Source organism: Reichenbachiella sp. MSK19-1 (assembly GCF_003590315.1).
GTDB classification, from domain to species: domain Bacteria; phylum Bacteroidota; class Bacteroidia; order Cytophagales; family Cyclobacteriaceae; genus Reichenbachiella; species Reichenbachiella agariperforans.
On the sequence record NZ_MIER01000002.1, the window covers coordinates 508,955 to 530,103 of the forward strand.

General features: G+C 43.0%; 19 protein-coding genes. 10 read left to right on the forward strand and 9 right to left on the reverse strand.

Going from position 1 to position 21,149, the window contains the following annotated elements; all coding sequences use genetic code 11:
- Positions 1-60 precede the first annotated feature (60 nt).
- Entirely contained in the window at positions 61-531 is a 471-nt protein-coding gene (locus BGP76_RS02310; RefSeq protein WP_119843455.1) for a hypothetical protein, read from the forward strand.
- On the opposite strand, the gene BGP76_RS02315 is transcribed toward BGP76_RS02310, so the two are convergent.
- Positions 528-1,544: a TrkA family potassium uptake protein gene (locus BGP76_RS02315; protein ID WP_073119655.1), complete on the reverse strand. Its 1,017-nt coding sequence runs from the start codon at positions 1,542-1,544 to the stop codon at positions 528-530. The two genes, BGP76_RS02310 and BGP76_RS02315, sit on opposite strands and share 4 nt — an antisense overlap.
- A 219-nt stretch (positions 1,545-1,763) precedes the next feature.
- Between BGP76_RS02315 and BGP76_RS20580 the strand changes: the two genes are divergently transcribed.
- Positions 1,764-3,698 carry a T9SS type A sorting domain-containing protein gene (locus tag BGP76_RS20580; RefSeq protein ID WP_158584009.1) on the forward strand — a complete coding sequence of 645 codons (1,935 nt, stop codon included), beginning with the start codon at positions 1,764-1,766 and terminating at the stop codon, positions 3,696-3,698.
- Positions 3,699-3,748: 50 nt separating this feature from the next.
- Here the strand turns inward: BGP76_RS20580 and fabF are convergent, their stop codons facing one another.
- Positions 3,749-4,999: a beta-ketoacyl-ACP synthase II gene (gene fabF, locus BGP76_RS02325; RefSeq protein WP_119843457.1), complete on the reverse strand. Its 1,251-nt coding sequence runs from the start codon at positions 4,997-4,999 to the stop codon at positions 3,749-3,751.
- Positions 5,000-5,266: 267 nt separating this feature from the next.
- Between fabF and BGP76_RS02330 the strand changes: the two genes are divergently transcribed.
- Positions 5,267-6,844 (forward strand): SulP family inorganic anion transporter, encoded by a 1,578-nt coding sequence (locus BGP76_RS02330; RefSeq protein WP_119843458.1) that lies wholly within the window; start codon positions 5,267-5,269, stop codon positions 6,842-6,844.
- Positions 6,845-7,054: 210 nt separating this feature from the next.
- Here the strand turns inward: BGP76_RS02330 and BGP76_RS02335 are convergent, their stop codons facing one another.
- A complete protein-coding gene (locus BGP76_RS02335) occupies positions 7,055-8,227 on the reverse strand; it encodes an OmpA family protein (RefSeq protein WP_084190333.1) in 1,173 nt (390 codons plus the stop codon).
- Positions 8,228-8,339: 112 nt separating this feature from the next.
- On the opposite strand from BGP76_RS02335, the gene BGP76_RS02340 reads away from it, so the two are divergent.
- The 3 genes from BGP76_RS02340 (at position 8,340) to guaA (ending at position 11,395) form a co-directional block, all read left to right on the forward strand.
- Positions 8,340-9,116, forward strand: a complete 777-nt coding sequence (locus tag BGP76_RS02340; RefSeq protein WP_147407348.1) for a hypothetical protein — start codon at positions 8,340-8,342, stop codon at positions 9,114-9,116.
- On the forward strand, positions 9,088-9,768 hold the full coding sequence (locus BGP76_RS02345; protein WP_119843460.1) for a DUF6048 family protein: 681 nt from the start codon (positions 9,088-9,090) through the stop codon (positions 9,766-9,768). The genes BGP76_RS02340 and BGP76_RS02345 overlap by 29 nt, the downstream gene beginning before the upstream one ends.
- 97 nt (positions 9,769-9,865) lie before the next feature.
- On the forward strand, positions 9,866-11,395 hold the full coding sequence (gene guaA, locus BGP76_RS02350) for a glutamine-hydrolyzing GMP synthase (RefSeq protein WP_119843461.1): 1,530 nt from the start codon (positions 9,866-9,868) through the stop codon (positions 11,393-11,395).
- A 3-nt stretch (positions 11,396-11,398) separates the two neighbouring features.
- On the opposite strand, the gene BGP76_RS02355 is transcribed toward guaA, so the two are convergent.
- Positions 11,399-11,767, reverse strand: a complete 369-nt coding sequence (locus tag BGP76_RS02355; protein WP_073119640.1) for an Hpt domain-containing protein — start codon at positions 11,765-11,767, stop codon at positions 11,399-11,401.
- A 312-nt stretch (positions 11,768-12,079) separates the two neighbouring features.
- Here BGP76_RS02355 and BGP76_RS02360 point away from each other — a divergent pair, with 312 nt between their 5' ends.
- The gene (locus BGP76_RS02360) at positions 12,080-12,562 is read left to right on the forward strand and encodes a dCMP deaminase family protein (RefSeq protein WP_073119639.1); all 483 of its coding nucleotides are present in this window, start codon (positions 12,080-12,082) and stop codon (positions 12,560-12,562) included.
- Positions 12,563-12,678: 116 nt separating this feature from the next.
- Here the strand turns inward: BGP76_RS02360 and BGP76_RS02365 are convergent, their stop codons facing one another.
- Positions 12,679-13,380, reverse strand: coding sequence for a LytTR family DNA-binding domain-containing protein (locus tag BGP76_RS02365; RefSeq protein ID WP_073119637.1), 702 nt, complete (start codon positions 13,378-13,380; stop codon positions 12,679-12,681).
- Between the two features lie 34 nt (positions 13,381-13,414).
- Positions 13,415-14,002: a riboflavin synthase gene (locus BGP76_RS02370; protein ID WP_073119635.1), complete on the reverse strand. Its 588-nt coding sequence runs from the start codon at positions 14,000-14,002 to the stop codon at positions 13,415-13,417.
- Positions 14,003-14,134: 132 nt separating this feature from the next.
- On the opposite strand from BGP76_RS02370, the gene BGP76_RS02375 reads away from it, so the two are divergent.
- From BGP76_RS02375 to BGP76_RS02385, 3 genes are read left to right on the forward strand one after another with little or no spacing between them, the layout of a single operon-like run.
- Positions 14,135-14,761 carry a protein-L-isoaspartate(D-aspartate) O-methyltransferase gene (locus BGP76_RS02375; RefSeq protein WP_255416036.1) on the forward strand — a complete coding sequence of 209 codons (627 nt, stop codon included), beginning with the start codon at positions 14,135-14,137 and terminating at the stop codon, positions 14,759-14,761.
- A gap of 1 nt (position 14,762) precedes the next feature.
- Positions 14,763-15,287, forward strand: coding sequence for an acyl-CoA thioesterase (locus BGP76_RS02380; protein WP_255416037.1), 525 nt, complete (start codon positions 14,763-14,765; stop codon positions 15,285-15,287).
- Entirely contained in the window at positions 15,280-15,798 is a 519-nt protein-coding gene (locus BGP76_RS02385; RefSeq protein WP_119843463.1) for a hypothetical protein, read from the forward strand. Before BGP76_RS02380 ends, BGP76_RS02385 begins: the two co-directional genes overlap by 8 nt.
- A 12-nt stretch (positions 15,799-15,810) precedes the next feature.
- Here BGP76_RS02385 and BGP76_RS02390 read toward each other — a convergent pair whose 3' ends face one another.
- From BGP76_RS02390 to alaS, 3 genes are read right to left on the reverse strand one after another with little or no spacing between them, the layout of a single operon-like run.
- Positions 15,811-16,914, reverse strand: a complete 1,104-nt coding sequence (locus BGP76_RS02390) for a peroxiredoxin (RefSeq protein ID WP_119843464.1) — start codon at positions 16,912-16,914, stop codon at positions 15,811-15,813.
- Positions 16,915-16,960: 46 nt separating this feature from the next.
- Positions 16,961-18,412: an Asp-tRNA(Asn)/Glu-tRNA(Gln) amidotransferase subunit GatB gene (gatB, locus tag BGP76_RS02395; protein WP_119843465.1), complete on the reverse strand. Its 1,452-nt coding sequence runs from the start codon at positions 18,410-18,412 to the stop codon at positions 16,961-16,963.
- 3 nt (positions 18,413-18,415) lie between these two features.
- Positions 18,416-21,055, reverse strand: a complete 2,640-nt coding sequence (alaS, locus tag BGP76_RS02400) for an alanine--tRNA ligase (RefSeq protein WP_119843466.1) — start codon at positions 21,053-21,055, stop codon at positions 18,416-18,418.
- Positions 21,056-21,149: the final 94 nt, after the last annotated feature.

Consider the following 21,149-nt stretch of genomic DNA (forward strand, 5'->3'; position numbering starts at 1 on the left):
AAAGATAACCATCATTGACTAAGAGAGATCGTAATTTTTAGATACTATCTTTGATCTGATATGAATCATCTTATTAAGATCAAGTCGGACAATTTATTCCCTGCTCATTTTCAAATACTGGGAGGGCTATTGCTTTTTATGGCTGTTTTATCACTCTTCGGTGCTGTGTATTGGTCGCCGATACTATTGCTAATCGGTGGAGTAATTCTGACGACACATAGTGGTGTGGAGTTCGATACAGCATCTCGTCGTTATAGAAATTTTCATTCAGTATTTTATATCAAGTTCGGCGAATGGATAAAATATGATCGCGCAGTGAAAATCTATATCAATAGACTCCAGACTAGCCAGTATATCTATACTCGAGTGAATGTTGGCTCTACAATCAGAAAGGAAAGCTATGCCGCCTACCTGAAGCTATCAGACGATACGAAATTATATCTTTCCTCTAATGAGGATAAGGATAATCTCAAAATAAAAATAGTTCCAGTTGCTGAGATTTTTGGGTTGGATGTTATAGATAATGGCTAAAGTTTGTTTTTGGTCAGTGTATATTCTTTCATGAATTTTTGGAGAGTGGTCTCTGAACCTAGGACGATAAGGTGATCATCGTGACCGATGAATGTATCCGCAGAAGGTCCTGGGATCAGTCCTTTGATGTTGTCTTTGACGCCTAAGACAATAGCTCCAGTTATAGCTGGGATGTTTAGTTCTCGGAGTGTTTTGTCTTGATACTGGGATTTGAGTTGGTCATAGCCTACTTCTTCTAGATGGTAGCTGGTACCTGAGACACCGTTGAGTAGGTCTAGAAACTCGATGACGATAGGTTTGGTCACGAGTTGCGCCATGAACATGCCACCTAGCATGTCGGGCATGACGACTTTGTCAGCTCCCGCTCGGTAGAGTTTTTGTTCGGTTTCCACGTTGGTCGAACGGACAATAATTTTGATTTTTTCGTTGAGGTGACGAGCTGTTAGTGTGATGAAGACGTTGGAAGCATCGTCGGGGGTAGTGATGATGATCGTGGAGGCCTTTTCTATCCCGATATCTTTCAGGTTGTCATCTTGAGTCGCATCACCGATGTACCATTTCATATTCTCGGGGATGATGTCTTTCATCTCAGGATCTTTTTCGATGATCACGAATTCTCTACCACTTTTTTGAAGCTCTTCACAGGCACGGCCACCATTTCGGCCAAAACCACACACGATCACATGCCCACTTAGTTTGCTGATTTCCATACTTGATTTATAGCTTTTAAAAATTGTTTTGAGCTTTCCTTCGAAAAAATAACTAGACAAAACGGATACTACATAGGCGAATAGCCCCAGATTTAATAGAATGTAGATAGAAGTAAAGATTCGCCCCTCCTGGCTGAGTTCTTTTACCTCTGTGAAGCCAACAGTCCCCACAGTGATGATGGTCATGTAGAGGGCATTGACAAAGTTGAGGTCTTCGATCCACGAAAACCCCAAAAGGCCAATACCGAGACTGGTTAAAAACAACAGGAATGCGCTGATCAGGTTTTCCAGTTGCTTGTTCATGAGGGGAGGTTTCAATCGATCTATATTTTTAATTAGATTTTGACGAAAAATCAAATCTAATTAAAAAGGGTGGAGGAATGAATGTCTAGAACTGTGATTTGTTTGGTTAGTACAGGTTACTATCCTACCTATACAAGGTATCTAGTGACGGTGATCCCGTCTGATTTACGTTATTTTATGGTGTATTGTTTAATTTGCAAGATGTATAAACTAGTTGGTATGAAATATAGTGTTTGTTTTGGTCTGATTCTACTGTTGGTGGTTCTAGGAGGGGAAATAGAAGCGCAAGAAGTAATTAATGCTTACGCTCGTGTCACTGACGTCTCGGGTACGACACTTACTATTTCTGATGCAGACGTGACTAATGATGATTTTGCGGTAGGAGAACAGTTGATCATTATGCAAATGCAGGATGACGTAATCGGGGGTAATACGGGGAATAATCCTTCTTTTGGAGATATAAGCACCATAGCTAGTGCAGGGCTCTATGAAAAAGCGACTATCGCATCTGTAGATATGGGGACGAATGAAATAGTATTGACTAGTACACTGTCCAATACCTATAATACTGGTGCTAACTCATTGGTACAGGTTATTTCTTTCCCCTCATTCGAAAATTTTTCTACTACAGATGATCTGACAGCTCTGGAATGGAATGGAATTATCGGGGGAGTTTTTGCAATAAAAGTCACAGGTACATTCACACTAAACCATAATATAAATCTTGATGGAGCAGGTTTTAGAGGAGGTGATTTGAATCCGAGCAATGAATCTAATGGGAATTGTGAGGCCTCTGTATATCGTACGAATGACGGTCAATATGGTCGAAAAGGGGAGGGGGTCTATTTAAATAGCAATACAGCCTATGAAGGGGCGCGAGCTAAAATGGCCAACGGTGGAGGTGGTGGTAATAAGCACAACTCTGGTGGTGGTGGTGGTGGTAATTTTACCGCTGGTGGGGCGGGTGGCCCAGGTTATAACGAAAGTGACAATGCAGCCGGGTGCTACGATGATCCCGCTGGAGACGCAGGTACCGGTGCAGGAGGATATGGTGGAGTTGATTTGAGCGACTATGTTACCGCCAGTCGTATATTTATGGGAGGAGGCGGAGGTGGTGGCCAACAAGACAACTCAGCTGGTGGGGATTCTGAAGAAGGTGGAGATGGTGGTGGGATCATAATGATTCAGGCCAATACAGTTTCTGTTCCTTGTGGTTCAGGAGTGTCTATTACAGCAAATGGAGAAGGATTCCCATATCCAAGCGTAGACGCAGGTTGGGAAGGTGCTCCTGGTGCAGGTGCAGGTGGTACATTGCTATTTCAAGTTAATACATGGGCACTTTCTTGTTCTTTGGTCACAGAAGCCAAAGGGGGCGAGGGACAGTCATCTACTTATACGCTTCCGCACGGTGGAGGAGGTGGTGGTGGAAAAGGGGTGTCTATTTTTTCTGGATCTGTGCCTGCTTCTAATTTTAGCTCAGACAATAGTCAAGGGGCAGGAGGGATTAATGGGACAGAGCCTGCTTCGGGATCAGCGGAGCAAGGGAATGATACCCCCGAAAACCCTGCCTATCAAGGAGGAGCATCCAATGGTGTAATTGAATCAGAAGAAGGTCCATTGCCAGTGGTTTTACGTAGTTGGGAGGGTACTTATGAGAATGGGTACAACTTATTGAAATGGGTTACGGTAAGTGAAATTGAAAATGACTATTTCACAATAGAAAAATTAAAGAATGAAACCGTCTGGATGCGAATAGCTACTGTAAGTGGAAACGGTACCACTAATCAACCAAATGAGTATCTCTATAGAGATCTAAGCAGAGGAGAAGAGACGGCTTATTATCGACTGTCTCAGACAGATTTTGATGGAACAACAGAGCGTTTTGATGTGATCACTGTGTTGCCAAATGTCGAAGTAGGCAATGTATTGGTTTATCCCAACCCGAATAGTGGGCTCTTTACAGTCCAGTTGCCTTTGGACGGTAACTTTGTGAATTTTGAAGTATTAGATATTATGGGTAAAACTATTGAGGTAGTTTATCGAAGAGTAGGAGATAAAGTCGAGTTTGATATGGGGCAGCAGGCCAAAGGAACTTATTTGCTTAAGCTCAGTACAGAAACTGTTGTGCAAATACAACGTGTTCAGTTGAGATAATCAAAAGGCTTCAACTAGAAAGTTGGAGCCTTTTGATTTACTTGATTGCTTTATTTTAATTCTCTAAACACAGCGATCCCGTTGTGTCCTCCGAAACCAAAAGTGTTACTCATGGCTATTTTTACTTCTTTTTCGCGGGCTTCTTTGATGACGATATCTAAATCATCGCCTATGACTGGGTCTATGGATTCGGTATTGATAGTAGGAGGAATGATGTTGTGAATGATACTGTTGATCGATAGAATCGCTTCTACTACGCCTGCTGCGCCGAGCAGGTGGCCTGTCATCGATTTGGTACCGCTGATGGATGCGTTGTTGGTTTGACCTTCCATTAACCTGCGAATTGCCTGAGGCTCACTGATATCACCGACGGGCGTGGAGGTCGAGTGGGTATTGATATAGTCTACTTCGGACGGATTGATATGGCCTTCGTTTAGGGCAAGTTTCATCGCTTGATAGGCACCTAATCCTTCTGGGTGTGTGGCTGTCATGTGGTAGGCATCATTAGTCATAGATGAACCAACTAGTTCGGCATAGATATGCGCTCCACGTGCTTTGGCATGTTCATAGTCTTCGAGTACGAGTGCGCCACCTCCTTCGCCCATGACAAAACCATCACGATCTGGATCATAGGGTCTAGAAGCGGATTCTGGGTTGTCATTTCTGGTGGATAGTGCTTTCATCGCACTGAACCCGCCAATGGATGCTTCAGTCACGGGTGCTTCCGAACCACCTGTGACGATGATTTTGGCTTTGCCGAGCTTGATATAGTTCATGGCATCCATGATTGACGTGTTGGATGTAGCACATGCCGACACGGTAGAGAAGTTGATGCCCATGTATCCGTATTTGAGTGCGATCATGCCTCCTGCCATATTCCCGAGCATTTTAGGGATGAGGAAGGGGTTGAACCTTGGTTCGAACCCGTTGGTAGTATAGTTTTGAACCTCTTTTTCGAGGGTTTCGAGACCACCCTGTCCTGTACCCCAGATGACGCCCACATCAAACGGATCCATTTTATCAAATTCAAAACCTGCGTCATCGATAGCTTGTGCCGCAGCGTCTATCCCGAATTGGGTATATAGATCGGTTCGTTTGATTTCGTTGCGTTCGAGCCGTAGTTTGGGATCAAAATCTTTGACCTCACAAGCGAACTGTGTTTTGAATTTTTCGGGATTGAAACGGGTGATACGGGCTGCACCACTGACACCATTTACGGCATTCTCCCAAAAGGTTTTAACATCATTACCTAGGGGCGTGACAGCTCCCATTCCTGTGACTACTACTCTTTTATCTGACATAACTATGCTATTGACTCAATTGTGCTGATGATTAATCGGGCGCAAACATAGCCACACTTTCAAAAAGTTCCAGAATAGAGATTTGAAATCTACAATGGTGGTCGATTTTGAAATTTATTACTGCCTGTTAAGAGGCGCAGTTTGGCCTTGGCTTGTTGTGTGATATTATCGGTAAAATTCCTAATTATTTGAGATTTCATAATAATATCTGTGTTTGATGGGTATGCTGACTAAGTTTGCGCTCCATTTTAGAAATACACGATTGTTATGATTGAATTGATCAAGAAGAAATCTAAAAACGCTAAGAATGATGTTTTATCTGGGATCACTGTGGCTTTGGCTTTGGTGCCAGAGGCAGTAGCCTTTGCCTTTGTGGCAGGGATTGATCCATTGATAGGTCTTTATGGTGCCTTTATGATGGGGTTAGTGACTGCTATATTTGGTGGTAGACCAGGGATGATTTCGGGAGCCACAGGAGCTTTGGCAGTCGTGATGGTGGCGTTGGTCGCTGAGGGTAATGAGCTGATGCCTGGCGTGGAGAATGGTGGAGTGCAGTATTTGTTTGCGACGCTGATTTTGATGGGACTCATGCAGGTGGCTGCTGGTGTATTCAAACTCGGTAAGTTTGTTCGTTTGATTCCACATCCTGTGATGCTTGGTTTTGTCAATGGTTTGGCAATCGTGATCTTCTTATCTCAGCTTGGGATGTTCAAATCTGGTGGCGAATGGCTGGCAGGGTCAGACTTATTGGTTATGCTAGGCCTAGTCGCTTTGACCATGGGGATCATGTTTGGGCTTCCCAAACTGACCTCTAAGGTGCCCGCAGGATTGGTAGCGATCGTAGTAGTCACACTCATTGCGGTATTCGGTGGAGTAGATACCGCGACGGTAAAGTCTTTTGTCGTAGCGAATGGAGGTGAAGGAATAGAAGGTGGTTTGCCATCCTTTTTGATTCCACAGGTACCGTTGACTTGGGATACTTTGGTGTTTATATTTCCTTATGCATTGATTTTGGCGGCTATTGGCTTGATAGAGTCTCTGATGACCCTGACCCTGATCGATGAAATCACAGAGACGAGAGGGAGTAGCAATAGAGAATGTATCGCACAAGGAGGAGCTAACCTGCTGAACGGTTTCTTCGGAGGAATGGGTGGATGTGCCATGATCGGTCAGTCCATGATCAATGTGAACTCAGGGGGTAGAGGGCGACTATCAGGTGTAGTTGCAGCGCTGATGTTGTTATCGTTCATTTTGTTTTTCTCTCCTTATATAGAGCAGATTCCTATTGCGGCGTTGGTCGGAGTGATGTTTATGGTAGTGATTGGGACTTTTGCTTGGTCTAGTTTCAGAATCCTGCACAAGATTCCATTGGCGGATGCTTTTGTACTAATACTGGTGTCAGGTGTGACCGTAGTGTTTGACTTAGCGATCGCAGTAGTATGTGGAGTGATTGTATCGGCACTGGTGTTTGCATGGCAAAATGCGACGAAAATTCGTGCGCGCAAGACCATGAAAGAAGACGGCACCAAAGTGTATGAGATATGGGGACCATTGTTTTTCGGATCTGTAACGGCATTCAATGCGAAGTTTACAGTCAAGGAAGATCCAGACCATGTAGAAATTGACTTTATCGACTCTAAAGTATCGGATCATTCGGGGGTAGAAGCGATCCAGACGATTGTTAATAAATATGAGGAAGCGGGTAAGTCGCTGAAATTGAAACACCTTAGTGCAGATTGTAAGAATATTCTGACGAAGGCCAATCCAAAACTAGAGGAGATTATCATCTCTGATGTAGACGATCCGAGGTACTACGTGATGGCTAATGTTGCTATGGATGCCTAATAGGTTTTAGAGAATGCCTGTGATAGTTGTCGACTGTCGGGTATCAAAAAAGCGCTGAACCGGAAAGTGAATCTTCCAGTTCAGCGCTTTTTTTATCGTAGAATAGCCTGTAGGGTTTAGCTCGCAGAAGAGTTCCCCGACCCCTTGAGTTGAGGTGATTGATTGCCTTATTAGAAAGTTAATGTCTCGTGGATTTGCTCAGAGGATGATTTAGTTCTCCAAGATAGAAAATTCGACCCGGCGATTGAGTGCACGGTTTTGTGGTGTGTCGTTGGGGACGATGGGGTAGGAGCTACCATGTCCGATGTACTCTAGGCGAAAATCACTGATGCCATTGGCAATCAGGAATTCTACTACGGATTTGGCTCTTTCGGTCGATAGTTTTTGATTGATCTCACGAGACCCCACATTGTCCGTATGTCCTTCGATTTGGATTTTGATATGGGGGTGTTTTACCAGATAGTCTTTTAGCTTGTTTAGTTCTAGGAGTGAACTACGCAGTAGTGTGGCTTTCTCAAATTCGAAGTAGATATTCTGTAAAGTAAATTTCATACCAACTTCAGCGGGTCCATAATATTCGATATCAATAGGCTGCATAGCTACAGTTTCAGGGAATATCGGCTCGGTAGGATCTACTGGTCTGACGATGATGTCATCGATGAGATAGTAAGCGATCATGGGTTGGAGATGTTTGGGTAGATTCTTGTCGCGACCTGTGATGAATTTTCGTTTGGTACGCTTGGTCTCTAGGGAAGAGTCGGGTAGGAAGGTGCCTAGTGTCAGTGCCAGTTCGCCTCCCTTGGCAGTGAAGGTGCCAGAGACCTTCGTCCACTCCTCGTTATCATCTAGTTGTTGGTCTGGGTCACTGTTTATTTGAGCTTTGTAGTGGTGGAAGTTCATGGTCTGCCAGTCAAAGTTAGGCATGTCTTTGGTGAAGTACATGCCGATGTTGTTGATAGAGAATTCGCAGGCGTCTACTAGATTGACCCAGAATTCACCGTAGTATTCGTTGCCCGCGACGAGGGGCTTGGTTAGCTGCACCATGACATATTCTCTATGGTTGGCAGGGACTTTCCAGCCACGACCACTACGAGAGGTGAGGTAGCAGATCATCCCGACGTAGGACTCGCCAGAGTGTGCTGTTTGCTCTCCGAACATGTTGTTTGGGACTCCCATGAAACCATCACTGGCACATCCGTGGAAAAAATCTGGAGAGGGGTCTGCCGTCCCGAAAGGAAACCAAGACTTGACATACTTCAGTTGATCCATGGTATATGGGCAGTCCCATATCTCCTCAAAACTAGGGTTGATGACCATATTTTGAGAATGGAGTTGACCGACATAGAAGCAACAAAAGAATACTAATACGAATACTTTGACCATCGCCGCAAGATAAGTGGAAATATGAATTAGTCCGCTGTTATCTTTTGACCATATATTTAAAGAGATAATTTTTCTCGTCAACTAAAGAAGTCTAAGTCTAAAGTGATTTAATATGGCTAATGGATTAAGTTTGCGAAGAATGGAAATGAGTCGATTTTTTGTAAAACATGTCGGGCTGGTACTAGGTCTTAGTCTAGGATTTTTGGCGATAGTATCCTGCGAAAAGGAAAGTGATTTAGTGGAAAGAGATCCTACTATTGATCTAGTCTTTTACAACATCGATAGTTTAGTGCAGGTGGAGGATACGCTGGAAATAGTGGCTGATTCTATAGAAGTATTGACAGATACTTTGACTCACTTTGCAGATAGTGCAAGTGTCTTGACAGATAGTATTGCTGTGTTGAATCAGTTGATCAGTCAGGGGGATGATTCATTGATAGCTACTCGTGATGAATTGTTAGAGGAACGTCGTCTTGTTAATTTGGATTATGCCTATTTTGATCAACAAGATTCGATCATGAATGTTTCCAAAAAGAAATGGACATCAGTCCAAACGACTATAAATAGCGGTGACTTGCTGGTCTCATCTATTACCAATAAAGCCAATAATCGAACTTTATATTATACGGATAGTGCTATTTTTTGGTCTGTCCCCTTAGATATGAATAGTGATTTTTCTTTGCTATCAGTAGAGATTGATGGGGAGTTCTATGATTTGGATATTTATAGGTATTCTAAGAATATCGTAACAGACGAGTACAGCAATGTATTGATCGAAACCTATGGTTTTGATGAGAGGAATATGACACATACGTTTGATAGTCTACAGTTAAATTGTAAAACATCTGATTGTTTTGATTTTGAATCATCGATATACATATATTTTTAGTCTGATTCTGTTTTTGGGCGCGGTGACTCATCGAGGGGCAGCGCAATCAACGGGTGCATCTGATAGTACGCGTATGCCTGTTCTGTCTTCTGCTTCTATATTGGTGGATTATGGTAAGTTAGCGACTGGCTTGTTCATGGAGAGTGAGACGAAATATGAAGGAGGAGTACAGCTAGAATTTTGGAACAAGCTGGTGCTCATAGGCGAGTATGGTATGGCACGTTTAGAGCCAAGAGGAGCCTATGTCAATGCTAACTATGTGTCAGAAGGGAGCTATTACCGAGTAGGGTTGGGATACAAAATCGATATGAACCCTAAGAACAACTTCGTCTTCAGTGTTCGCTATGGGAACTCAACTTATTCGGATAGTGGAGAAGCAGTGATAGAGAGTGCGTCAGGGCTTTATGATCCGTTTGTACTGCCGTTCGAACGACAGGAGGTTTCGGCTTTTTGGACAGAAATTGTGATGAGTTCTGAACGACGAATATGGAAAGGTCTGTACACAGGTTTTCATGTCAGGTTGCGTGTGATGGTAGATTATGATGATCAAGCACCATTGGATGTGTTTTCTATCCCAGGCTATGGTCGTACTTTTGACAAGAGCGTCCCTGCATTCAACCTATATATCAAGTATTCTTTAGAGCGCTTCTGATTTTTCTACCCATAGAATAAGTCTGTTCAATTCACGTTTTGTTGAAATCTATTTTAGAAAAAGGTTGTGCGAATGCTATGTGGTGTTAATTTTGCGCATGGCAGAAAAGATCATCATTCTCGACTTTGGTTCTCAGTACACACAATTGATCGCTAGACGCGTGAGAGAGCTAAATGTATATTGCGAAATCCACCCTTTTAGCAAAATACCAGCTTTTGACGACAATGTCAAAGGGCTTATTTTGTCTGGTAGTCCTTGCTCGGTAAGGCAAGAAGAAAATCCAGATATTGATCTAGATGCCTTGGTAGGAAAAGTACCGATCTTAGGTGTATGCTATGGTGCACAACTCATTGCACATAAGTTAGGGGGAGAGATTTTACCCTCGGAAATTAGAGAATACGGACGTGCTAACCTATCGCAAGTGGATCAACACAGTGAGTTGATGAAAGAAGTAAACATCGGTTCGCAGGTGTGGATGTCTCACGGCGATACCATTTTAGAAGTGCCAGCAGGATTAAAGGTGATCGCTAGTACAGATTCTGTCCGAGTTGCTGCCTTCCAGAGTACTGAACACCCGATGTGGGGGATACAGTTTCATCCCGAAGTGACGCATTCGGATGATGGAAAGAAACTTTTAAGGAATTTTGTGGTTCACATCTGTGAATGTAGTCAGGACTGGACACCAGACATCTTTGTAGAGGCGACAGTCGAGGGGTTGAAAGAGAGACTAGGAGATGATCAGGTCGTGTTAGGTCTTTCTGGAGGTGTTGATTCATCTGTAGCAGCCATGCTCATCCATAAGGCCATCGGCAAGAACCTTCACTGTATTTTCGTCGACAATGGTCTACTCAGAAAGAACGAATATGAAGATGTCTTAGAATCCTACAAAGGGATGGGACTCAATGTCAAAGGCGTCAATGCTTCTCAGGAGTTTTACGCGGCACTTGCTGGGCTGACTGATCCAGAGGACAAAAGAAAAGCAATAGGTCGTGTGTTTATCGAGGTGTTCGATAAGGAGGCACATGCGATTCAGAATGTAAAATGGCTAGGTCAAGGAACGATCTATCCAGATGTGATCGAGTCGGTATCTGTTAATGGGCCTTCTGTTACGATCAAGTCTCACCACAACGTCGGTGGTCTGCCTGAGAAAATGAAAATGAAAGTGGTAGAGCCACTTAATACCCTCTTCAAGGACGAGGTAAGACGAGTAGGTAGAACCTTGGAAATAGACGAGAGCATTTTAGGGCGTCATCCTTTCCCAGGACCAGGTCTTGGTATTAGAATTCTGGGAGATGTCACTGCAGAGAAAGTAAGAGTGCTGCAAGAGGTAGATCATTTCTTTATCAAGGGATTGAAAGACGCAGGGTTGTACGATGATGTGTGGCAAGCAGGAGCGATGTTGCTACCTGTGCAGTCAGTAGGCGTGATGGGCGATGAGAGGACTTACGAAAGTGTAGTTGCACTCAGAGCAGTTGCTAGTGTGGATGGTATGACAGCAGACTGGTGTCACCTGCCTTATGATTTCTTAGCCAAAGTGTCTAATGATATCATCAACCGTGTCAAGGGAGTGAACAGAGTGGTCTACGATATCAGTTCGAAACCACCTGCTACTATCGAGTGGGAATAAAAATTAATAATCGTCCGAAGCGATGTCTTTCTTGATTTCGGATACCAACAGATCGCAGAATTCCTTGAGTTCTGCGATCTGTTTTTTTATGGTTGCTGGGGCTGCTTGTGATTTAGCGTTGCTTTCCAGTGACTTGACCAAGTCTGTCAAGGAAGCAATGTTTAGCAATAGAAGCGAAGGCTTTAGTTTGTGCACTGAGCGTGCTAGTTCGTTCCATTTTTGACCTTGTTCTGCTGCACCGATTTCGTCCAGATTTCCAGGGGTGTTTTTTACAATTGTGTCCAACATGTCTTTTATGAAATCTCGGTCATTGTCACTGATTTCATACAGGTATGAGTAGTCTATAGGGAGTGGTATGCTGATATCGCTCATGGGATATTTATGAAGTTTTGAGATGATTAATCTGAGGCAAATTAGTACTTTATTCTCATTTATTAAAACAACTTTCTCTCGATAGATTTAGTATAATTTCTCTGATAGATAAAATTGATATAGCTGTTTTAATTTATTTTAACTCAGTTGTTTGCAGTCGGTAATGTAAAGTGATACTATTAATTGGTTAAGTACAATTTGAATTGTTGGAACGATGGAGTTTGTTTCATTTAATATAGATACCCTTTTACGAATAGGTCATGGATAATGCCGTGGGTTCATTAATTTAGCCATGGGTAAAAGAATAGAGAAATGGATAAGCCGGCTTTTGAGGATATTTTTATGGAATTGGCAGTGAATCTAGCCAAGCGATCTCATTGTATCAAACGTCATGTTGGTGCAGTATTGGTCAAGGATACACGGATCATTTCTATAGGTTACAATGGGCCTCCATCGGGTACGCACAACTGTGATGAAGAGTTCGCAGGAGAAGGGTGTGCCAGAGACTCGAAAGGCAGCTGCTCGCTGGCGATTCATGCCGAACAAAATGCCATTCTGTATGCTGTAAAAAATAAGGCTTCCGTAGAAGGGTCTACACTTTACGTGACGCTGTCTCCATGTCTCTCATGTGCCCGCATTATTTTTTCTATGGGGATCAAAGAAGTCATTTATCTTAAATCTTATGCGGAATATAAAGGTTTAACTAGTGACGAAGGTGTTGACTTTTTGGAGACTTTTGGCGTTAAGTGCAGCAAGTACAGTGGTGACATAGCACATGTCACTGAGATGATATAGGGTCGAGCTAGGGATCAGGATAGTTGTATTAAAACGATCACTAATTTTCCCAAAGTTGTTTTCTAGCTAAGGAGATAAAAGATAAACTTTGGAAAAGCTGCAACCCATTGTCGTGCTTATAGCATGTTTAGCCGATCGAATACTTTTTCACGATAGGAGACTCCCACTGGGATGTACTTGTCGTTGATCACTACATTCATGTCTTCAAAGTATTCGACCTTGTCAAAGTTAATGATGTAGGATCGGTGCACGCGCCCAAACATACTGCCGGGCAGTTTTTTCTCGATACCTTTCATCGTATGGTGAACGATATGTTTGCCCTTGACCGTATTGAAGATGACGTAGTCTGCCATGGCTTCTATGAAGAGGATGTTTTCCAACCAGATTTTGTAGATTCTAGAGTCAGATTTAACATAGAGTTCATGAAACGTCTCTGCTTTTTTGCGTTGATTTTCGAGTGTTTCGTTGGCTTTGACGGCCGCTTTGAGGAAACGACCGTAGCTGAACGGTTTGACCAGATAATCGGTAGCATTTTTTTCGAACGCACGAACGGCATATTTTTCAGCCGAAGTAATCATGATTACTTGATAGTCTGAGGTCAGTGATTCCATCAGTTCTATTCCTGACATTTCAGGCATTTCCACGTCTAAGAAGATGATGTCTACATCAGGGTTGTCCTTTTGCAACAGGATGTTGGATGCTTCGATACCACTGGATAACTCATGCGTTAGCTCTAAGAAATCAGTCTTCTCCACATACTTTCGAATCATTAGTCTTGCTAACTCATCATCATCAACTACCATGCACTTTAATGCCATTCTACTTAGGGGTTAGATTTACCAAACAGTTAATTTAGCGGTTATTTAAAAGTTTAGAAACATATTTTCCAATTATATCGAACTCTAGGTTTACTTCATCGCCTGATTCGAGTTGTTTAAAGTCTGTGTGCTCCATCGTGTAGGGAATAATGGTCACTGAAAAGGTGTTTGTTCCTGATTTAAAACAGGTTAAACTCACACCATTGATACATATCGAACCTTTTTCTACCGTTACATTTCCTAGGGCTGCATCATACTCAAAGTCAAAAATCCAGCTGCCATCTAGTGTTGTTTTTGCTGTGCAAACAGCGGTTTGGTCTACGTGTCCTTGAACTACATGACCGTCGAATCGACCATTGGCGATCATGCACCTTTCGAGGTTGACTTCATGTCCTATTTCTAACTGCTTCAGGTTAGTTTTTTTTAACGTTTCATCTACTGCAGTGACCGTGTGCGTACCGTTGCCCATTTTAACGACTGTCAGGCAGACACCATTGTGAGCTACACTTTGATCGATTTTGAGTTCGTGGCTCAGCGGACTTTCCAGTGTGAAGTGTAGGTTGCTACCTTCTTTTTCGATCGCTATGACCTTACCAAGGGTTTCGATTATTCCTGTAAACATGAGGCTTGACGCTTAGTTTTTTGAGATTGTAATGTTAGCAAAAATATGTTTTGCTGAGGGGATCAGTTGTTAAATATTGCTCTATTTTTGAAATTCAATATGGGGGTAAAGGATAGTTATAAACATAAAGGAATGCGTCGCTCTCTCGTGAGAATATTACGAGAAAAGGGAATCGTGAATGAAGGAGTTTTAGAGGCCATAGGGACAGTGCCTCGTCATGTTTTCTTCGATGAGATATTTGATAGTCATGCCTACCAAGACAAGGCATTTCCTATCGCTGAAGGACAGACCATTTCTCAGCCTTATACCGTCGCATTTCAGAGTGATTTGTTAGATGTCAAACCTGGGTCTAAGATATTAGAGGTAGGAACAGGCTCGGGGTATCAGTGTTGTATTCTGCTAGAATTGGGAGCAGATGTAGTGACGATCGAGTACAAAGAAAAGCTCTCTATGCTTGCCAAGCAGATGCTTGGGAAAATGGGGTATCATGCACATTTTTTGGTGGGAGATGGGTCCAATGGCTATCCCCAATTAGGTCCCTACGATGGAATTATTGTTACGGCTGGAGCACCTATACAGGCGATTGACCCTTTGGTAAAGCAGCTCAAAGTAGGCGGTAAATTGATTATCCCTGTAGGGGATTTGAAATCCCAAAAGATGCTTCGTATATCTAAAATCAGTGAACAGCAGATAGTACAGGAAGAATTCAATAATTTCGCATTTGTCCCGCTACTTGGTGACAATGGATGGAAAAATTAAAATGACAACAGCAACCCACAAAACACCCAACGAATCGGAGGTCGTAATGACCGAACTCGTACTACCTAACGACACCAATACCCTAAATAATCTGATGGGAGGTAGACTCCTGCACATGATGGATATTGCATCTGCAGTATGTGCGCAGCGTCATTCTCGTAGTATTGTAGTGACTGCTTCGGTGGATAATGTGTCTTTCGCTCAGCCCATCGCACTGGGTGAGGTAGTGACACTCAAGGCCAAAGTGACACGTGCATTTAACTCGTCGATGGAGGTTTTTATCGAAGTAACTGCTGAGGATATTCCGAATGGAAAACTGAAGCAGAGTAACTCTGCCTACTACACCTTCGTGGCGGTGGATGATGCTGGGAAACCGAGGCGTGTGCCAGAAGTGACGCCAGAAACTGCGGTGGAAAAATTACATTATGAAGGAGCATTGCGCAGACGACAAATGAGACTGGTGCTAGCCAATCGTATGAAACCACAAGAAGCTAACGAACTAAAAGCTATATTTTTCGATGAGTGAAAGTCAGGAATTTTTAAAATATCTGATCAATGAGACCTTGTATCAGATTGATCCTGTGGAGATGTCTTCTGCCGTGAATGAAGTAGCAGCGACCAAATCCCCTATTCAGCAGCCATCTGCTTCTAAAGTAGAAGCAGTACCACAGGTCAGTGATCCCAAACTTACCTATCAAGCACCAATCAATAAGGTGCTGATCCTGTTTGAAAACCCAAATGGGGAGGAAATGCTCGCAGTGCAAAAGGACTATTTGACCAAAATATTAGGGGCAGTTAAACTGACATGGGATGGAGTCGATAGTAGAAATGTACGAACGTTTCCTCTGGAGCAGCCCCCGGTACATCAGTATGTGATTGCTTTTACAGCGGCACATGAATTGGGTGTATTGTCTCCTTATCAAATGGGAGTAAAGGGAAACCAAAAAGTGGTGATGGCGCATGATTTATCAACCATAGCTGCCTCCGTAGAATATAGGAAACAGCTATGGTCTGCTTTGCAGCAAATGTTCTTGTAAGCGCTGCCTAACTTATCCGAAGATTTCTTTCAGCTTGGCTTCTAGTGCTGGCCCTCGTAGGTTTTTAGCTACTATTTTTCCATCAGGTCCTATCAAAAAGGTGGCTGGTATGGCGTTGATTTGGTAGGTAGCTGCAGCTTCTGACTGAAAGTATTTCAGATCCGAAACGTGTGCCCAAGGCAATTGATCTTTTTCTATGGCTTCTACCCAAGCATCTTTTTTTCTATCCAGAGAAACACCTAGGATTTCAAACCCTTTGTCATGATAGGTGTTGTACATTCTGAGTACATTAGGGTTTTCCATTCTACAAGGTCTACACCATGCAGCCCAAAAGTCTATCATGACGTAGTTGCCTCTAAAAGAGCTCAACTTAACAATGTCTCCATCTGGATTTGGTAGGCTTATTTCAGGTGCTTCTGACCCGATAGCCAAGTTTCTCATGTCATTGACGCGATTTTGTAGGCTGATGGTATAGCTCGAGTTAGGCAGTTGTTCGTTGTATTTTTTCGCTAGGCTATCTAGGAAGCTAAACTCATTTTCCTCGTCCAAGAAAGAGGTTGCTAGGAGTCCAGCGATCGAGTTGTCCATCTTCCATATTTCTTTTTTGATATCTTGCGTGCTGGCTGCTTGCATTTCCATGAATTCAGCCTTGATAGCTTCTAGTGCTTCTATGTCATTTTCGTTGCGAGCAGTCATGAATTCCTCATTGAGACCTTGGATTTTATTTTCAAAATCCTTTTTCAAGTCGGTGAGGACGTAGATGTAGTCAGTATCTTTTGATCCTTTGATTCGGTAGGGTTGATCTATGTCATCTTCCGATTTGAGGAGGGTTACTTCGTCATCATTGTCTAGCACCATATTCACGATGTGCTTGTTGTAGAAGTTTAAACGCAAAAATGAGGGCTCATCTAAGAGGACAGTACTAGAGAATTTTCCAGATTTATCTATGTAGAATGAATCTATAACGGCTAATTCATTGTTTTTGATAAGTTCCAATTTGACTAATTCATCAGTAATCGGATTTTCGTAAGTGCCAGAGATGCTGGCACCCTCTTTCTTCTCCGAACATGAAAATATGACTAGGCTGATGAGTACTGTATAAAACGTGTTTTTCATTGTGTGTTTTTTTACTTTCACAACGTAGTGATGTGAAAAGGGTTTGTTACTTGCTGAGCGTTTCGTTGAGTAGTTTAGTTGTGATCTGTGGATTGGCTTTGCCACGAGACTTTTTCATGACTTCTCCTACGAATAGCCCCATCAGTCCTTTTTTACCTTTCTTGAATGCTGCGACCTTGTCGGGCATACCCTCAAGTACTTCATCCACTATTTTTTGAAGTCCAGACTCGTCATTGTCCTGAAAGAGCGCTAGGTCTTTGGCAGTTTCGCTGGCCGATTTGTCAGGATTGGCAATCATATCTAGAAAAACCTTGGTAGAGGCCGTGCTGTAGTTCAGTTTCCCACTTTCTACCAAATCGATCAAGTCGTGGAGTTTTTCAGGAGTAATACTGAATTGGGCTAAACTCTGGTTGTGTTCTGCTAAGTAGTTGTGGATAGGGCCTATCATCCAGTTCGCGATCTTTTTGTAATGAGAACAGATTTTGGCAGTATGAAAGAAATAGTCCGCACGATCTTCGCTCTCTGCGATGATGTCAGCATCATACTCTGTTAGATTAAATTTTTCTTGCAGTTCTTTGACGATCTCAGCGGGGAGTTTTGGCATCATAGCCTTGATCTCTGTGAGATAGCTATCAGATATCTTGATAGGTAGTAGGTCGGGACATGGGAAGTAGCGGTAGTCATTTGCTTCTTCCTTGCTACGTTGTGAGGTAGTTTTGCCCGTCGCATCGTCAAACCCTCTGGTCTCTTGTTTGATCGTTTTTCCCTGATCCAAAAGGTGCGATTGTCTCGTGACCTCATGCTGGATGGCTCTCTGTACGTTTCGGATAGAATTCATGTTCTTGATTTCTACTTTCTGTCCTAGCGTTTGCGTTCCTTTTGGTCGGAGAGAAATGTTGGCATCACATCTGAGTGATCCTTCTTCCATATTGCCATCTCCAACGCCTAAGAATCTGACTATTCTTCGGATTTCGGTGATGAGGTTGCCAGCCTCTTCGGCTGTACTGATGACGGGCTCTGTGACCATTTCTATGAGTGGCGTTCCAGCACGATTGTAATCCAACAGCGTGCCTTGGTGCGCTGCATCATGCATTGATTTGCCTGCGTCCTCTTCTACATGTATCCTGTTGAAGTCAATGCGTCTCATGCTTTCACCGCTTTTTACATCCAAGTAGCCACCGATACAGATGGGCTGGTTGTCCTGAGTGGTTTGATAGCCTTTAGGTAGGTCTGGATAGAAGTAGTTTTTGCGATCAAAACTAGTCACCTTGGCAATCTCGCAATTGCAGGCCAGCCCCATTTTGATAGCGTACTCTATGGCTTTTTTATTAGGTTTTGGGAGCGTACCAGGATGAGCCAATGTAATTGGACTCACGTTGGTGTTGGGAGCATCCCCAAAACTGTTTTTGTCCGAAGCGAACAGCTTGCTTTCTGTGGCGAGTTGTACGTGTACTTCTAGACCTACTACTAATTCGTATTTAGATGATTTTTCTTTCAAACCTTATGAATGACTGGTCATACTTTCGATTAATTCTTTTGCTTTGGTCACAGCCTGTGGCAGCCCATTGATTTCCTTGCCACCAGCAGTTGCGAAAAATGGCTGACCACCACCACCGCCTTTGATTTCCTTGGCAAGCTCTCTCACCATATTGCCTGCATGAAGTGCATGCTCCTTGACGAGATTGTCCGAAATCATCACGGCTATCTGCGGCTTGCCCGCAATATTAGCAGCAATAACCATGATAAGGTTCTCTACTTCATTTTTAAATTCGAAAGCTAATTTTTTCAGTGCATCTGCATTGGGTAGCTCCGTTTGTTCTATGAGAAGGTTGAATCCATTGACAGCCTGAACTTTTTGCTGTAGTAGAATTTTCTGCTGTTTGCCTTTTTCAAGGTTGACTTCTTCGATCTCTTTGGTCAGTTCGAGTTTCTCTTTTACCAATGCCTCGATTGCCTTGACGGTGTCTTTAGGATTGTTGAGTAGTTCGTTGACTTGTTGTAATACTTCGTTTTGCTTGAGTTGGTAGTTTTCAGCAGCTTCTGCAGTGAGTGCTTCGATACGGCGTACACCAGCAGCTACGGATCCTTCAGAGATGATCTTGAATTGCCCAATGTTGCCCGTGGCAGGCACATGTGTACCCCCGCAGAGTTCTACGGAGTAGTTTTTGTCAAATGTAATGACACGAACAAAATCCCCATATTTCTCTCCAAAGAGCGCCATTGCACCGAGGTTTTTGGCTTCCTCAATTGGTACGTTGCGTTGCTCATTGAGCTGAATATTTTCTCTGATTTTTTGGTTCACGATTTTCTCTACTTCGAGGATTTCTTCATCTGTCATTTTAGAGAAATGCGAGAAATCAAATCGCAAGGTTTTGTCATTGACCAAAGACCCTTTTTGTTGTACATGTGTGCCCAATACCTGTCTCAGTGCAGCATGTAGTAGGTGGGTTGCGCTGTGGTTGTTTTCGGTCAATTGACGTTTGCTTACGTTGACTACTGCTTCGAAATTCGCTTCGAGGTTTTTGGGTAGCTCCTTCGCAAAGTGGATGATCAAATTGTTTTCTTTTTTTGTGTCTATGATGGTCGTCTTTTGGTTGCCATCTGCTAGATATCCTGTATCACCTACTTGTCCGCCACTCTCAGCATAGAATGGTGTTTGGTCTAGTACGATGTGGTAGAGTGTTTTGCCTTTCTCTTCTACTTCTCTGTACTTTGATATCTGAGCGGAAGAGGTCACAGCGTCATATCCTAGGAAGGTCACCTCATCTATGTGTTTTACTTCTATCCAGTCACCTTTTGCAGTAGCAGCGTCTTTTTTAGAGCGGCTCTTCTGTACCTGCATTTCGTTTTTGAATCCTTCTTCGTCCACACTCAGTCCATTCTCTCTGGCGATCAGGGAGGTAAGGTCAAATGGAAACCCATAGGTGTCGTATAGTTCGAAAACTATTTTCCCTTCTATAATCTTGCTGCCTGATTCCGCTTGTTTTGTGATGACGTCTAGCTTAGTGAGCCCCTTGTCCAGCGTTCGGAGGAAAGAAGTTTCTTCTTCTCTAATCACCTTAGCAATGAAATCCTGCTGAGAGATTAACTCAGGAAACACACCATCGAACTGACCTGCCAGTACAGGGAGCAATTGATATAGGAACGGTTCTTTGAAGTCCAAGAAGGTATAACCATAACGTACGGCTCTTCTTAATATACGTCGGATAACATATCCAGCTTTGTTGTTAGAGGGGAGTTGGCCATCTGCTATTGTGAAGGCAATCGCACGAATGTGATCCGAAATCACGCGTAGCGCGATGTCTGTTTTTTCGTCTTTGCCATAGTCTACACTTGCTTTGTTTGCGATGAAATTGATCAGCGGAGAGAAGACATCTGTGTCATAGTTGGAGGTCTTTTTTTGGATGGCCATTGCGAGACGCTCAAAACCCATTCCTGTATCGACATGTTGTGCAGGTAGTTTGACCAGCGACCCATTGGCCATGCGGTTAAACTGCATAAAGACCAGATTCCATATTTCTACCACCTGAGGGTGATCCATATTGACCAAGTCTTTTCCAGGGATTTTTTCCACTTCTGTTTCAGGACGTAAGTCAATGTGAATTTCGGAACAAGGACCACAAGGTCCTGTTTCTCCCATTTCCCAGAAGTTGTCTTTTTTGTTGCCGTAGACAATTCGGTCTTCAGGGATGATGCTTTTCCAGAGGTTTAAGGCATCTTGATCCAAAGGCATATTGTCTCCTTCGTCTCCTCCAAATACTGATGCATAGAGTCGGTCTTTCGGGAGCTGAAACTCTTCTGTCAATAATTCCCATGCCCATTCGATTGCTTCTTTTTTGAAGTAGTCACCAAAAGACCAGTTACCCAGCATCTCGAACATTGTATGATGATAGGTGTCGAGTCCTACTTCTTCGAGATCATTATGTTTGCCAGAGACACGCAGACATTTTTGGGTGTCTGCGATACGTTTTGAGGAGGGGTCTGCATTGCCCAAAAAGAAATCTTTGAACTGATTCATCCCCGCATTGGTAAACATCAAGGTAGGGTCATTGTGTATGACTAGGGGGGCAGAGGCAACTATTTCATGTTGTTTTCTCTTAAAAAATTCTAAAAAACGCTGTCTAATCTCTTTCGACTCCATCTATACTTTTCCTCGATCAGACCTTGTAAAGGCTGATTTTCTTTTAGTTTTAAAATTGTATTAAATTGCGGTTATATTTACGAATCATTTAAGC

Bases quoted from the DNA above. Each gene is read 5' to 3' on its own strand.
- BGP76_RS02380 (WP_255416037.1), top strand. From the start codon at position 14,763: ATGACAACAGCAACCCACAAAACACCCAACGAATCGGAGGTCGTAATG.
- BGP76_RS02385 (WP_119843463.1), top strand. From the start codon at position 15,280: ATGAGTGAAAGTCAGGAATTTTTAAAATATCTGATCAATGAGACCTTG.
- BGP76_RS02335 (WP_084190333.1), bottom strand. From the start codon at position 8,227: ATGGTCAAAGTATTCGTATTAGTATTCTTTTGTTGCTTCTATGTCGGT.
- BGP76_RS02355 (WP_073119640.1), bottom strand. From the start codon at position 11,767: ATGAGCGATATCAGCATACCACTCCCTATAGACTACTCATACCTGTAT.
- BGP76_RS02360 (WP_073119639.1), top strand. From the start codon at position 12,080: ATGGATAAGCCGGCTTTTGAGGATATTTTTATGGAATTGGCAGTGAAT.
- guaA (WP_119843461.1), top strand. From the start codon at position 9,866: ATGGCAGAAAAGATCATCATTCTCGACTTTGGTTCTCAGTACACACAA.
- BGP76_RS02315 (WP_073119655.1), bottom strand. From the start codon at position 1,544: ATGAACAAGCAACTGGAAAACCTGATCAGCGCATTCCTGTTGTTTTTA.
- BGP76_RS02310 (WP_119843455.1), top strand. From the start codon at position 61: ATGAATCATCTTATTAAGATCAAGTCGGACAATTTATTCCCTGCTCAT.
- BGP76_RS20580 (WP_158584009.1), top strand. From the start codon at position 1,764: ATGAAATATAGTGTTTGTTTTGGTCTGATTCTACTGTTGGTGGTTCTA.
- BGP76_RS02330 (WP_119843458.1), top strand. From the start codon at position 5,267: ATGATTGAATTGATCAAGAAGAAATCTAAAAACGCTAAGAATGATGTT.
- fabF (WP_119843457.1), bottom strand. From the start codon at position 4,999: ATGTCAGATAAAAGAGTAGTAGTCACAGGAATGGGAGCTGTCACGCCC.
- BGP76_RS02370 (WP_073119635.1), bottom strand. From the start codon at position 14,002: ATGTTTACAGGAATAATCGAAACCCTTGGTAAGGTCATAGCGATCGAA.
- alaS (WP_119843466.1), bottom strand. From the start codon at position 21,055: ATGGAGTCGAAAGAGATTAGACAGCGTTTTTTAGAATTTTTTAAGAGA.
- BGP76_RS02390 (WP_119843464.1), bottom strand. From the start codon at position 16,914: ATGAAAAACACGTTTTATACAGTACTCATCAGCCTAGTCATATTTTCA.
- BGP76_RS02365 (WP_073119637.1), bottom strand. From the start codon at position 13,380: ATGGCATTAAAGTGCATGGTAGTTGATGATGATGAGTTAGCAAGACTA.
- BGP76_RS02375 (WP_255416036.1), top strand. From the start codon at position 14,135: ATGCGTCGCTCTCTCGTGAGAATATTACGAGAAAAGGGAATCGTGAAT.
- BGP76_RS02340 (WP_147407348.1), top strand. From the start codon at position 8,340: ATGGCTAATGGATTAAGTTTGCGAAGAATGGAAATGAGTCGATTTTTT.